The sequence below is a fragment of the Azospirillum sp. OGB3 genome, from assembly GCF_014192915.1.
Taxonomy (GTDB): Bacteria; Pseudomonadota; Alphaproteobacteria; order Azospirillales; family Azospirillaceae; genus Azospirillum.
On sequence record NZ_JACHYN010000001.1, the window covers coordinates 268,697 to 282,616 of the forward strand.

Consider the following 13,920-nt stretch of genomic DNA (forward strand, 5'->3'; position numbering starts at 1 on the left):
TTGGGAACAGGCTTCGGGAACGGGAGGACAAGCATGACGACGGCGCCAACATCGACCGAGTCTCCGGACGGCTGGCTGGAGACGGTGGTCGTTCCGCGCACCAGCGACATCGGCGGGTTCGAGGTGCGGCGCGCCCTGCCCTCCGTCCGCAAGCGGATGGTCGGGCCCTTCGTCTTCCTCGACCAGATGGGGCCGGCGATCCTCAAGGCCGGGGCGGGCATCGACGTGCGCCCCCACCCGCACATCGGGCTGGCCACCGTCACCTACCTGTTCGACGGCGAGATCCTGCACCGCGACAGCCTGGGCACCGTCCTGCCGATCCGGCCGGGGGCGGTGAACTGGATGACCGCCGGGCGCGGCATCGCCCATTCCGAACGCTCCGCCACCGACGAGCGCGGGCGCGACCGGCTGCTGTCGGGCATCCAGTCCTGGGTCGCCCTGCCCAAGACCCATGAGGAGACCGACCCCGCCTTCGTCCATCTCGGCGCCGACGAGTTGCCGGTGGTGGAGGGCGAGGGCAAGCGGCTGCGCGTCGTCGCGGGCGAGGCGTACGGTGTACGTTCGCCCATGAACACGCTGTGGGACACGCTGTACGTCGATGCCTCGCTGGACGCCGGCGCCCGCCTGCCCATCGACCGCGAGACGGAGGAGCGGGCGCTCTACATCGCCGACGGCACCGTCACCATCCACGGCGACCGCTTCGAGTCCGGGCGCCTGCTGGTGCTGCGCCCCGGCGACGCGGTAACGGTGGAAGCCGAAACCGCCGCCCGCCTGATCCTGCTGGGCGGCGCCGTGATGGACGGCCCGCGCCACATCTGGTGGAACTTCGTCTCCAGCCGCCAGGACCGCATCGAGCAGGCCAAGGCCGAATGGCAGGCCGGACGGTTCGACGCCGTTCCCGGCGAGACGGAGTTCATTCCGCTTCCGGAACGGTGAAGCCGAGCGCCGTCAGCCTCTCCCGCACCGCCGGATCGGCCAGCGCCGCCAGGAAGCGCTGGACCGCCGGCCGCTCCCGGCGGTCGTTGGGGATCACGAAGTCGTAATGCTCTGCCTGCAGGGGCAGGAAGCCCAGCCCGTAGAGCGTGGCGACGCTGTCGATGGCCACACCCCAGTCGGCGCGGCCCTGGGCCACCGCCACCGCCACGGCGTTGTGCGACTTGGCCTGCGACCAGTAGCCGGTCGGGCGCGCGACCCCGAGCAGCCGGTCGGTCAGGATGCGCGTGCCGCTGCCGGCGTTGCGGTTGACCAGGATGCAATCGGGGTCCTGCGCCGCCGCCAGACCGGCCTCCTCGGCCGTTCTGCCTTCGAAACGAACGTCGCCCTTGCGGAAGACGATGCCCTGAAGGCGGCGGTAGCCGGTCACGAGGCCGAGCGCCGGGGTCAGGAAGGGGCGGTTGTACTCCCCGCTCTTCGGGTCCATCAGGTGGATGGCCGCCACGTCGCATTCGCCGCGCCGGGCGGCGGCGAGGCCGCCCATGGAACCGACGTTCAGCGCCTTGACCGTCAGCCCCTCCCCGACCAGTTGGCCGGTGATGGCGTCCAGCCCGACGCAATGGCTGCCGATCACGATCAGGTCGGCGGGGCGGGTGTCGCGCCCGATGCGCTGGACCGACACCGGGGTGCCGGCCTCCACCGCCTCCGCCTGCGGGTCGATGGCGATGAAGCCGTCCGCCGCGCTGAAGGCGGTCACGGCACCGGACCCCTTGGACAGGGGATAGGCCGCCAGAGCGCCGTCCGCCCCGCGCACCAGCGAGACCATCACATATTCGGTCCGGCCCCGTTCCGATCCCAACCGCATCGGCACCGTCGCGTCCACGCTCTCCTTCGCTGCGGGCGGCAGGCCGGCCAGGGCGCGCAGCACCGGGGCGACGAACTCGTGGAAGGTGAACATGGCGGAGGTCGGGAAGCCGGGGAGGATCACCACCGGCTTGCCCTTCGTGACGGCCAGGCACAGAGGCTTGCCGGGCTTCAAGGCGACGCCGTGCGCAACGATTCCGGGATCGGTCAGGCGGCTGACGATGCGGTAGGACAGGTCGCCCGCACCCTTCGACGTGCCGCCCGACAGCAGAAGCGCGTCGCAGGCCAGACCCTGCTCGACCAGCGGGGCCAGTTCCACCTCGTCGTCGCGGGCGATGCCCAGCCGGACCGGCTCCCCGCCCAGCTCCTCCACCGCGGCGGCGAGGATGGCAGCGTTCGAATCATAAACGGCGCCGGGACGGATCGGTTCGCCGGGGGTGACGATCTCGTCGCCGGTGGACAGGATCGCCACGCGGGGGCGGCGGACCACCGAAACATCGGCCCGCCCGATGGCCGCCAGAACGCCGATCTCGCGGGAGGTCAGCAGCTGCCCGCGGCGCATCACCGTCTCGCCGCGCCCGATGTCCGACCCGGCGGCGGCGACGAAGGCGCCGGGCACCACCGGCTTGCGGATCTCCACCAGAAGGGCGTCGCCCTCCTCATGCGACCCGGACCGCGACTCGGTGTGCTCGACCATCACCACGGCGTCGGCGCCGCGCGGCAGCATGCCGCCGGTGGCGAGCACCGTGGCCGTTCCGGGGGCGACGGTCAGCGATGGGACGCGCCCGGCGGACAGCACCTCCTCGTTCAGGCGCAGCACGACCGGCGTGTCCTCGCCCGCCCCCTGGGTGTCGGCGGCGCGCACCGCGAAGCCGTCCACCGAGGAGCGGTCGAAGCCGGGCACATCGACCTGCGCCACCACGTCGGCGGCCAACACACGGCCCAGCGCGGCGCCCAGCGGCACCGTCTCCGCCCCCTTGGGCGTCAGGTCGAGATGGCGGCGGAAGCGCGCCTCGGCCTCGTCGCGGCCCACCACCTCGAGAAACTGCTCCTGCCGGGCCGCCTGGGCGACAAAACGCCGGATGTCCTGGTTGGACACGCCCCTCCCCCCTTCATTCGATGCCGTTCAGAGACTTGTACCGTCAAAACAGCGCAGGGTCACGGTGGCCCCGGCGGGGACGCCCTCGCTTTCCGCAGGGATCAGGACGTAGCCGTCGGCCAGCACCGCCCCGGACAGACCCGGCCGGTGCGGGGAGGCGACCGGTTCGACCATCCCGTCCGCCGTCCAGCGCACGCGGTGGAGTTCGGTGCAACCGATCTCCGACACCAGCTTGCGCACCGCCACGGCGGGGACCGCCGGATGCGAAAGAGCCGGGTCCCGCCCGGCCAGACGGCGCACCGCCCGCCCGGCCAGCAGCTCATAGGCCGCCAGGCAGGCCATCGGCTCGCCGGGCAGCAGGACGGCGGGCACGCCGCCGGCCGTCCCCAGCGCCGCCGAATCGCCGGGACGCAGGGCCACGCCATGCAGGGCCAACGTCCCCGCGTCGGCCAGCGCCAGCGGAGCCACATCGTCCTCTCCCACCCCGGTGCGCCCGGCGGAGATCAGCAGGTCGGCGCCGGGGGCCGCGTAGGCGGCGGCCAGCGCGGCGCGGTCCGCCGGCAGCGGCCCGACCAGTTCCACCACGCCGCCATCGCGCGCCACCAGCGCGGTCAGCATGGCGCCCAGCGTTTCGGGGCCGGAGCGCGGTCCCCCGGCCAGCACGACGCGCACCCGCGGTCGGGCGCCGACCGGCAGCGTGTCGATCCCCAGCGCCGCGAACAGCCCAAGGTCCTGTGGGCGCAGCCGGTGCCCGGCCTTCAGCAGGACCGTCCCGGCGCGCAGGCCTTCGCCCCGCCGCTCCACCCCGTCGCCGGGGGCGGCGCTGCCCAGCGCCTCGATGAAGGGACCATCGGCCTGCAAGGCCTCGACGGGCAGCACCGCGTCGGTCCCCGGCGGCATCGGCTCACCCGCCGCGACCGTCACGGCGCCGGGCAGCGGAACCGGGTTGTAGGAGCCGGCGCCCAGCGTGTCGCTGGAGGCCACCGCCACCCCGTCGCGGGCGGCCCGGTCGGCGGGTGGCCAATCCCCCGGCACGGTCACCGGCGCGGCGAGGACCACGCCCTGCGCCAGCGTCGCGGCGAGGTCGGCCGGAGCCACGGCGTGCGGCGGCAGCGGGCGAATGGTGGCGTCGATCCAGCTTTCCATCACCGGCAGGGCGGCACGGCTGGAAAAGCCGCGCCCGCGGACGTCGGACGGAGTCGCGGAATTGGGAGGCCGGTCCCCGGTCGCGCGGTCGTCTCCCGCTCTGGCCGAACTCATGGATGCACCCGTGATGCCTCAGGTCGACCCCTTATACCGCAACCTCGACACCGCCGCTGCACACACGGTTGCGGCCTGCCCGCTTGGCCTCGTAGAGCAGGCCGTCGGCCAACTGGGTCAGCCGGTCGGGCGTGTCGTCCAGCAGCGGCCGGGCGGTGGCGACGCCCAGGCTGATGGTGATGTGGTCGGCGACATGGGACACCGCGTGGGGCAGGCGCCGCTCGGCCACCGTCTGGCGCAGGCGTTCGGCAACCTTGACCGCTCCGTCCTCGTCGGTTTCGGGAAGCAGGCAGACGAACTCCTCGCCGCCGTAGCGGGCGATCAGGTCGCCCGGCCTCATCATCTGCCCGACCAGAAGCTGGGCCACGGCGCGCAGGCATTCATCGCCGGCCTGATGACCGTAATGGTCGTTGTAAGGCTTGAACTGGTCGACATCGAGCATGATCAGCGACAATGGAAGCTGCACCCGCCCACAGCGCCGCCATTCGCGCAGCAGCACCTCGTCGAATCGGCGGCGGTTGGCGATCCCGGTCAGGCCGTCGTTGAAGGACAGGGTGCGCAGCAGGTCGGTCTGCCGTTTCAGCAGCAGATGGTTGCGCACCCGCGCCTTGACGATCGGCGGGCTGATCGGCTTGGAGATGAAGTCGATGGCGCCGACCTCAAGCCCGTAGGTCTCGTCCTCCACCTCGCTCTTGGCCGAGATGAAGATGACCGGGATGTCGCGGGTGATCGGATCGGTCTTGAGGCGGGAACAAACCTCGTAGCCGTCCATGCCCGGCATCATGATGTCCAGCAGTACGAGATCGGGCAGCCGGGACTGTGCCAGCTCCAGCGCCTTCGCACCGTCGGTCGCGAAATAGATATCGTGCTCGTCCTTCAGGATACGGCTCAGCACGTGCACGTTTGACGGGATGTCGTCAACCACCAGGATCTTGGAGCGTGCATCGGTCATGGTCGGTTCCTGGAGAACGGTTTCCCGAAAGGCGGTGGTCGGAGTGATACGGGTCAGTCGGCCGGCAGGGACAGGCCGAGATCCAGTGTGATCCTGCGCAAGATTCCTTGAGCCTTTGTAAAGTCGAGGCCATCGACGGCCGACGACAGAGCCTTCATCGACACAGGGTCGATCCAATCGGCCAGCGGTGGCGCCAGCACGGCGAACTCCTCCGCGGCGGCGAAGTTGCTGTCGCGCAGCAGCCGCGCGAAGCGCTCCAGCATGGGTTCCAGCGTCCTGATGTCGACCGCCGGTTCTGCACCGCCCGCGAAACCGCCCCCGAATCCACCGGAGGCTGCGGGGAAGACGCCGCCGGTGGCGCGTCCCGGCGCGACGGCCAGCCGGGCGGCGGAATCGAGCACCGCCTCCAGCTCCGCGCGGAGAACCGGCAGCTGCGCCGCCGCCGCCACCCCGTCCCCGCGGAAGGCGGCGACCTGCACGGCGTCCGCGGCGGCGGACAGGGTGCGGGCGCCGATGTTGCCGGCAAGGCTCTTCAGCTCGTGGCCCAGCGCCTTGGCCCGCGGCAGATCTCCCGCGGCCAGCGCGACGGCGATGCCATCCGCCACGCCGTCATAGGTCCGGGCGAAGTCGGTGACGAACTTGCGAAACAGCCCCACGTCGCCATCGAACCGATGCAGCGCGTCCTTCACGTCGATGCCCGGGAGTTCGGCGGGAAGCGCCGCGCTGGCCGTGAACGGCACAGGCTTGGGCAGGAGCGGCGCGCCCGCCACCAGATGGCCCGCTGCCGGCTGGCCGAGCCAGCGGGTCACCACGGAGAACAGCTGCTCCACGTCGATCGGCTTGGCGATGTGGTCGTCCATGCCGCCGTCCAGGCAGCGCTGGCGATCGGACGGCAGGGCGCTGGCGGTCATGGCGATGATCGGCAATCCCTGCCCGGCGGGCCGGGCGCGCAGCCGGCGCGTCGCCTCGAATCCGTCCATCTCCGGCATCTGCACGTCCATCAGCACGAGGTCGAAGGGCGGGTCCGCCGCCTCGACGCAGGCGAGGGCCTCGTATCCGTTGCCGGCTAGGGTGACGCGGGCGCCAGCCCGCTCCAGGATCTCGCGAGCCACCTCCTGGCTGATGCTGTTGTCCTCCACCAGCAGAAGGCGCTGTCCGAACAGGGGGCGCACCGGCTGCGGCCGGAGGAGGCCGGCGGGATGCGCCGCACAGGCGTGCCGCGGCGTCGCCTCCGGCGAGTCGCCCCAGGTGCCGCGCCCATAGGCGTCGATCACCGCATCGAGCAGGGAGGAAGCGGTGACGGGCTTCACCAGTGCGCCGCCCAGGCCCAGATCCTCCAGTCCCGCCTCCCCGGCCCCGGCGCCCATCCGCTCGCGCCCGAAGGCGGAGACCACGATGATGACCGGAGCCTTCACCAGCCCGTCGTCGCGGATGCGGCGGGAGGTTTCCAGCCCGTCCATCCCCGGCATCTTCCAATCCATCAGCACGATGTCGTGGGGCTCACCCGCGGCGGTCGCGCGCTCCAGCTCGGCGATCGCCTCGGCCCCCGACGCGCACAGCGCGACCCGCCAGCCGAAGGACGTGACCAGTTCGCCCAGCACCTCACGCGCGGTGAGGTTGTCGTCCACCACCAGCACCGACAGGCCGCGCGGCACGACACGGGACCGCAGCGGATGCTCCCCCGCCCGCCCGGCCCCCGCCAAGCCGGCCAGCCCGAAGGCGGGGTTGCCGAAAACGACGGTGAAATGGAAATCGCTGCCCTGGCCGGGCTCGCTCGACACGTCCATCACGCCGCCCATCAGCGCGACCAGGCGCGTGCAGATCGCCAGCCCCAGCCCGGTGCCGCCGTAACGCCGGGTGGTGGAGCTGTCGGCTTGGCTGAAGGCCTGGAACAGGCGCTCCTTCTGCTCGGCGTCGATGCCGATGCCGGTGTCGCGGATGGAGAAGGCCAGGACCGTCCGCTCCTCCGTCACCTCGACGGCGCGGACGGACACCACAACCTCCCCCGCGTCGGTGAACTTGATGGCGTTGCCGGCGAGGTTGATGAGCACCTGTTGCAGGCGCAGCGGATCGCCGATGAGTTCGAGCGGAACCTCCGGCCCGACCGAGAACAGAACCTCGATGTCCTTGTCCTGCGCCGCCGCGCCGACGATCACCGCGAGGTTCTGCAGCAGATCGTCGAGGCGGAACTCCACCCGCTCCAGCTCCAGCTTGCCGGCCTCCACCTTGGAGAAGTCCAGGATGTCGTTCAGGATGCCGAGCAGCGACTGCGCCGAGACGCGGATCTTCTGGGCGTAGTCGCGCTGCCGCGACGACAGGTCGGTCTGCTGGATCAGATGGACCAGGCCCAGGATGGCGTTCATCGGCGTGCGGATCTCGTGGCTCATGTTGGCCAGGAATTCGCTCTTGGCGCGGCTGGCCGCCTCGGCCACGGATTTGGCCTGGCGCAGCGCCTCCTCGGCCCGCTTGCGCTCGGCGATCTCGTGGAAGACCACGACCGCGCCCTCGACCCGCCCGTCCTCCAGCATCGGTGACGCCGCGAACTCCACCGGGAAGCTGGTGCCGTCCTTGCGCCAGTAGATGTCCTCCGACCCACCGCGCGCTTCGCCGGTGCGCAGAACCTCGAAGACCGGGCAGTCGATGGTCGGCGCCGGCGTGCCGTCGGCGCGGGTGTGGTGCAGCAGCACATGCAGGCTGCGGCCCAGCATCTCCTCGTTGCTGTAGCCGGTCAGCGCGCAGGCGGCGGGATTGGCGAAGGTGATCCGCTCGTCCCGGTCGACGCCGCAGATGCCCTCCGAGGCGGATTGCAGAATCAGGTTCAGCCGCCGGTTGGCCCCGGCGAAGGCCCGGTTGGCCTGCTCCAGGCTGCGGGCGGTGGCGTCCAGGTCGGCGTTGGTCTCGGCCAGCCGGCGGCGCCCCACCTCCTCGCGCGACAGGCTGCGCGCCGCCGCCGCCGCCAGCGCGGCGCAGGCGGCCACCGCCAGCAGGACCAGCAGGCCGCCGTGGATCGTCCGCTCGCGCCAGGGCATCAGCGCCTCGCCCTGCGACATGCCGACCTGCACGACCAGCGGCAGATCCTGGACCCGCAGGTTGGCGACGATCCGTTCCGACCCGTCCACCGGGGACCGGCTGAAGATCGTTCCGCCGGTGGAGCGCGGCGCTTCATCCATCGGAGGAGGGACCGGCGGCAGGTTCGACGATGCCGCGGACGGTGGCGCGCCGCCGTCCTGGCCGGACAGGCTGAACAGCAGAGTCCCATCCTCGCGGTACACGGCGACCGCACCCCCGCGGCCGATGTTCAGGCCCTCGAAGAAGAACCGGAAATAATCCAGGTCCACGGCGATGTTGGCCACGCCCTGGAAATTCTCCACCGTGCCGATCCTTCGGCTGATGGTGAAGGTCGGCTTGCCCGACAGGCGGCCCCGGATCATCCCGCCGATGTGGAACGCCTCGCCGTTCCGGTGGGCCTGGAAAAAGGCGCGGTCGGTGTTGTTCATCGGCGGCGCCGGGAACTGGCGGCTGGTCAGCAGCCCGCTTCCGGCGGCGTCGTGGATCCAGATGGCGCTGATCTCCGGTATGGCGTCGGCCATGGCGCGCAGTTCCTGCCACAGCGGCAGATCGCGCGCGACCGATTCCATCTCCCGCACGCGAAGCCGGTCATCCACGCGCTGCAGCACGAGGTCGCTGGTGGCGACGGTGCGGCGCACATGCTCATGCAGCAGGCGGGCGGCGCTCAGCGTCCGGTCGCGGGCATGGCTCACCGCCTCGTCGCGGTCGGCCCAGGTGGCCGCTCCCCACAGGCCGACTCCGAACAGGGTGATCACCCCGACGATGGTCGTCAGCAAGGTCCGCAGCCGCGTGCGGGTGGCCGCGGCGGGCCCCTCCGCCGTCAGGAAAGCTTCGTCCATTACCGGTGTCCGCCCAGTCCGGCGCACGCCGGAGGAGAGAAAATTGCCGCGCATGGTAATTATGGCGTCCGGACGATGTCCTTCGCAAGAGACTTGAAAAGGGCCTCGGACCGGTCGGCGGCCAGTGCCTCGCGCAGGGCCCTCGCCCCTTCATCCGCCGCGTCCAGAACGCTGTCGGCCAAACTCGCCGCTTCGTCCCGACGGCCCGCACGGAGGGCGGCGCAAAGCGCGCGACAGGCGGACGCCAGACGGACCAGCCCCAGACCGGCCGAGGGCGCAATCAGCGCCTGCGCCTGCCCCGCCACGCCGCCGGCCTCGCGCAGGCGGCTTATCCGCTGAGGAAGTTCATCGAGAAAGGCGACGGCCAGACGGGCGCAGGCGTCCTCCCCCAGGTCGTCGGACAGCCGGCGCAGCATCGCCAGATCGAGCGGCTGACGGAGCGGAATCGGCTCCACCACGGCATCGGGCAAACCGTCCCCTTCCGCCATGCGTGCCGGGATTGCGACGGCCGGCCCGCCCTGGGCGCCCCTGCCCACCGCCTGGTCGATGATGTCCAGCATGGCGGAGCGGTCCACCGGCTTGGCGATGTGGCCGTTCATGCCGGCGTCATGGCAGCGCCGAACCTCGTCGGGAAGCGCGCTGGCGCTCATCGCCAGGATCGGAATGGTCCCCACGGGGGGTGGCAGGCAGCGAATCGCCCGCGTCGCGGCGTGACCGTCCAATTCGGGCATGTGCACGTCCATCAGCACAAGGTCGTGGACGCCGCGCTGCACCGCCTCCACGGCTTCCCGCCCGTTGACGACGGTGTCCACCCGATGGCCGGCCCCCAGCAGCATCGCCACGGTCAGTTCCCGGTTCATCGCCAGATCCTCGGCCAGAAGGATGCGCAGCGGACGGTGCGGGACCAGGCGGTCCGCCGCGCAGGGGGCACAACCCCGGACGAGCGGGGCGGATTCCGGCAGCACCAGCGACAGCCAGAAGGTCGAGCCGACGCCCGCCTGGCTCTGCACCCCGACCGTTCCGCCCATCATCTCCACGAGCCGCCGGCTGATGGCGAGGCCCAGGCCGGTGCCCCCGCGCGACCGGTCGATCTGGCTGAAGCGCTGGAAAAGCTGGCCCTGCCGGTCGGGCGGGATGCCGATCCCGGTGTCGGTGACGCTGATCGTCAAATGGGGCCCGGCGGGGGTGTCGGCGATCTTCACGATGGTCAGACCGACGCCGCCGTGCTCGGTGAACTTCACCGCGTTGGCCAGAAGGTTCAGGACCACCTGCCGCAGCCGGTCGGGATCGCCGCGCAGCCACTCCGGAACGTCCGGCCCCACGGCGGCGTGCAGCGTCAGCCCCTTCGCCTCGGCCTCCAGGCGCAGCACCGCCGCGCAGTTGGCGATCAGGTCACGGATGGCGAAGGGGGTGTCGGTCAGCACCAGCCGCCCCGCCTCGATCCGGGAAAAGTCCAGCACATCCTCGATCACCGTCAGAAGCGACCGCCCGGCGTCGCGCACCAGACGGGCGTGGTGGTTCTGGCGGGGCGTCAGATCCTCGTCCAGCAGCAGGCGGGCGAAGCCCAGGATGCCGTTCAGCGGGGTGCGCATCTCGTGGCTCATGGTCGCCAGGAACTCGGCCTTGGCGCGGCTGGCCGCCTCGGCCTCCAGGCGGGCCTGGATCAGCGCCTGCTCGTTGCGCTTGGCTTCGGTGACGTCGGTGACGATGCCGTCCCACACGATGTCGCCGTTGTCGCGCCGTGCGGCGCGGCTCGTGGCGCTGATCCAGCGGACCTCGCCGTCCGGCCGGAAGATCCGGTATTCCAGGTTCCAGGGTTCCAGCGTCTCGGCCGACGCGTGGATCGAGGCGTAGAGGCGCGGACGGTCCTCGGGATGGAGGATGCGGTTCAGCGCCTCCAGCGTCACCGGCTCCGTCGGCGGCAAGCCCATCACCTGGAAGAATCCGGGGCTGCAGTAGGGAAAGCGCAACCGTCCGTCCACCGTCAGCACCCGCTGGTACACCCCCCCGGGCAGGTTGGCCACCGTCGCGGCGAAGCGGCGCTGGCTCTCGGTGAGGGCGGTCTGGAGATCGCAGCGCTCCTGCTCCTTGCGCAGGAAGGTGCCCAGCGCCAGCGTGCCGAAGAAGTTCCCGAGGCTCAGCGGCAGCAGCGCGGTGTCCATCAGCCGGCGCGCCAGATCGGGGGGCAGCAGCAGGAAGCTGAAGGGCGCCATCACCGTCACCAGCAGGGCCAGCGCGGTCAGATGCCGATTGCCGAAGCGCCCGCTCCGCCGCGCCGCAGCACCCACCAGAATGCCGATCAGGCCCGCCCCAACCACCGAAGTGACTCCCGCGACCGCTCCCGGACCGCCCGCCCAGATGCGGAAGGCACCGGACACCGCCGCCGCCGCCGCTCCGGCCACAGGACCGCCGAACGGACCGGCCAGCCCGACGATGATGTTGCGCGCGTCGATGAACAGGCCCGGCGCCACCAGGACCGGATCGGCCATGCCCAGCACAGCCACCCCGCCGAACATCAGGCCCAGCAGGGCGTTGGCCCCCAGCGCCGGCCAGCCGGCGGCGCGGCTGCGGATCTGCAGGAAGACGACCGCCACGACCGCGAACAGCCCAATGTTCTGCGCCAGCCCGAGCAGCAGTTCGCTGGAAACCATGTTCATCGTGTGCATCGCAACCCCCCGGCGGCCCTGGTTTGCATTTTGCCTGTGCGGCGCGATACGGATTCGCATCGTGCAACGCATTCACGGCATACGGGAGGATGCCGCTCCGTTTCGGCCCGCCCGTTCGCCGCCTCGACGCAAGGGGCGTGCCGCTCCGGAGGTGGTCGCCCGTCATAGGCAACCCGGAGGAGGCAACCCTCCCGGCATCGCCGTCCGGGGTGGCGAAGGGACGACGGCCCGAAGCGCGGAAGGCCCGCCCGGATGCGGAAGGCACCGCACCGCGCCACACCCTTCAGGGCACCCCGTCCGCACCGGCAATCGTCGCAAATGCCATAGGCCTGTGACGATGCGGAGATTTGCGCCCGCCGGGCCGGAGCGGCGGGGGCATGACCGGGTTAGTACCGAATTGCGGCGGCGCAAAAGGGCCTGCGATCCCGTTGCGGAAGCGGGATGCCGGCGGTACCGCGCCGGCGTCGCCCGAAGGACGCGCCTTCGCCCGAAGGGGTCCTCCCTTGGATTTCACGCCGGGAAAGCCATTGGCAGGACGGCCGTCGGGCCGGGAGCGCGGACGGGTGGCGGTGACAGGAGAAGGTTCATGCAGCACGCCGTTGCCGGGACCCCGCGGTTGTCCGTGGTGGTTCCCTGCTACAACGAGGCCGAGGGGATCGGCGAATTGCACCGCCGGGTGTCCGCGGCCTGCCGCGCCGAGGTCGGGGAAGGCTATGAGCTGATCCTGGTGGACGACGGGTCGCGCGACGGCACCTGGGGCCGCATCGCCGCCCTGGTGCGCGACGACCCGGCGGTGACGGGGGTGCGGCTGTCGCGCAACCACGGCCACCAGCTCGCCCTGACCGCCGGCCTGCATGTCTGCCGGGGCGAGCGCATCCTGATCATCGACGCCGACCTGCAGGACCCGCCGGAACTGCTCTCCACCATGATGGCCCGCATGGACGCCGGGGCCGACGTGGTCTACGGCACCCGCATGGCCCGCGACGGCGAGACGTGGTTCAAGAAGGGCACGGCGGCGCTGTTCTACCGGCTGCTCGACCGGCTGGTCGACATCGATATTCCCAAGGACACCGGCGATTTCCGCCTGATGAGCCGCCGCGCCCTGGAGGTGCTGAACGCCATGCCGGAGCAGCACCGCTTCATCCGCGGCATGGTGAGCTGGATCGGGCTGAAGCAGGAGCCGCTGCCCTATGACCGGCAGGCCCGCGCCGTCGGCGAGACCAAGTACCCGCTGGGCAAGATGATCCGCTTCGCGGTGGACGCCATCACCAGCTTTTCCATCAAGCCGCTGCGCGCCGCCTCCTACGTCGGCTTCTTCTTCGCGCTGTGCGCGCTGCTGGCGCTGGGCTATGCGCTGGTGAGCTGGGCGCAGCACGCGACGGTGCCCGGCTGGACCAGCGTGATGGTCGTCTCGCTGGTGCTGGGCAGCACGCAGCTGCTGATCCTCGGCGTGCTCGGCGAGTATCTGGGACGACTCTACATGGAGACCAAGCAACGGCCGCTGTTCGTGGTGGACCGCATCGCCCGCCATCCCGACGCCCTGGCCGCCCAGCAAACCGCCGCCAGAGCCGGGATTCCGGCCGCGCCGGACCCCGTCGTGGTGCATCTGGGAACCGGCATCGCCGCCGCCGCCGAGGCCTTCTCGCGCATCGAGGTCAAAAGCGAGGCCAACAGTTGAGCGGCACGGACGGCCAAAGGCGGGCCGTTCCCTGGACGGCCATCCGCTTCGCCCTGGTCGGCCTGCTGAACACCGGGGTGGATTTCGCGCTGTTCCTGGCGCTGGTGTCGCTCGCCGGGATGCCCGTGCTGGCCGCCAACGCCGCCGGTTACGGCGCCGGGGTGCTGTGCAGTTTCCTGTTGAACCGCAGCTGGACCTTCCGCCTGCGCCGGGAAGCCGCACCCATCGCCCGCCGCCTGCCGCTGTTCCTCGCCTTCAACCTCGTCGGGCTGGGACTGTCGACGCTGGTGGTCGGTCTGCTCGTCCCCGCCGTTCCGCCTCTGGCCGCCAAGATCGCGGCCACCGCCGTCACCTTCGCCTGGAACTACTGGTCGAGCCGGCGCTTCGTCTTCACGGCACCGGCCGTCCATCCCCTCGCCTGACCCCGAGGCACCGATGCCCTGCCGGAGGGCGGGAGCGCTTTGCCGCAACGGCGAACCTTGACCACCGGGCGGCCTACCCCAATCTATGACGGAGCGGCGCCGATCCTCCCCTTTCGGGCCGCCAGCCAGCCGGGCGCC

The 13,920-nt window shown here is 71.3% G+C and carries 8 protein-coding genes; 3 read left to right on the top strand and 5 right to left on the bottom strand.

Going from position 1 to position 13,920, the window contains the following annotated elements:
- Positions 1-33: 33 nt before the first annotated feature.
- A complete protein-coding gene (locus FHW79_RS01340; RefSeq protein WP_183177321.1) occupies positions 34-936 on the top strand; it encodes a pirin family protein in 903 nt (300 codons plus the stop codon).
- On the opposite strand, the gene FHW79_RS01345 is transcribed toward FHW79_RS01340, so the two are convergent.
- From FHW79_RS01345 to FHW79_RS01365, 5 genes are read right to left on the bottom strand one after another with little or no spacing between them, the layout of a single operon-like run.
- A complete protein-coding gene (locus FHW79_RS01345) occupies positions 914-2,896 on the bottom strand; it encodes a molybdopterin biosynthesis protein (RefSeq protein ID WP_183177322.1) in 1,983 nt (660 codons plus the stop codon). The two genes, FHW79_RS01340 and FHW79_RS01345, sit on opposite strands and share 23 nt — an antisense overlap.
- Before the next feature lie 27 nt (positions 2,897-2,923).
- Positions 2,924-4,156, bottom strand: coding sequence for a molybdopterin-binding protein (locus tag FHW79_RS01350; protein WP_183177323.1), 1,233 nt, complete (start codon positions 4,154-4,156; stop codon positions 2,924-2,926).
- A gap of 31 nt (positions 4,157-4,187) precedes the next feature.
- Positions 4,188-5,108, bottom strand: a complete 921-nt coding sequence (locus FHW79_RS01355; RefSeq protein WP_183177324.1) for a diguanylate cyclase — start codon at positions 5,106-5,108, stop codon at positions 4,188-4,190.
- Positions 5,109-5,161: 53 nt separating this feature from the next.
- Positions 5,162-9,016, bottom strand: a complete 3,855-nt coding sequence (locus FHW79_RS01360; RefSeq protein WP_183177325.1) for a response regulator — start codon at positions 9,014-9,016, stop codon at positions 5,162-5,164.
- Positions 9,017-9,075: 59 nt separating this feature from the next.
- A complete protein-coding gene (locus FHW79_RS01365; protein WP_183177326.1) occupies positions 9,076-11,682 on the bottom strand; it encodes an ATP-binding protein in 2,607 nt (868 codons plus the stop codon).
- Positions 11,683-12,268: 586 nt separating this feature from the next.
- Between FHW79_RS01365 and FHW79_RS01370 the strand changes: the two genes are divergently transcribed.
- Entirely contained in the window at positions 12,269-13,360 is a 1,092-nt protein-coding gene (locus FHW79_RS01370) for a glycosyltransferase family 2 protein (protein WP_183177327.1), read from the top strand.
- A complete protein-coding gene (locus FHW79_RS01375) occupies positions 13,357-13,782 on the top strand; it encodes a GtrA family protein (protein WP_183177328.1) in 426 nt (141 codons plus the stop codon). The genes FHW79_RS01370 and FHW79_RS01375 overlap by 4 nt, the downstream gene beginning before the upstream one ends.
- Positions 13,783-13,920: the final 138 nt, after the last annotated feature.

What these genes read in the sequence shown, in the direction of transcription:
- FHW79_RS01340 (WP_183177321.1), top strand. Translation starts at nt 34, where the DNA reads ATGACGACGGCGCCAACATCGACCGAGTCTCCGGACGGCTGGCTGGAG.
- FHW79_RS01350 (WP_183177323.1), bottom strand. Translation starts at nt 4,156, where the DNA reads ATGAGTTCGGCCAGAGCGGGAGACGACCGCGCGACCGGGGACCGGCCT.
- FHW79_RS01355 (WP_183177324.1), bottom strand. Translation starts at nt 5,108, where the DNA reads ATGACCGATGCACGCTCCAAGATCCTGGTGGTTGACGACATCCCGTCA.
- FHW79_RS01360 (WP_183177325.1), bottom strand. Translation starts at nt 9,016, where the DNA reads ATGGACGAAGCTTTCCTGACGGCGGAGGGGCCCGCCGCGGCCACCCGC.
- FHW79_RS01365 (WP_183177326.1), bottom strand. Translation starts at nt 11,682, where the DNA reads ATGCACACGATGAACATGGTTTCCAGCGAACTGCTGCTCGGGCTGGCG.
- FHW79_RS01370 (WP_183177327.1), top strand. Translation starts at nt 12,269, where the DNA reads ATGCAGCACGCCGTTGCCGGGACCCCGCGGTTGTCCGTGGTGGTTCCC.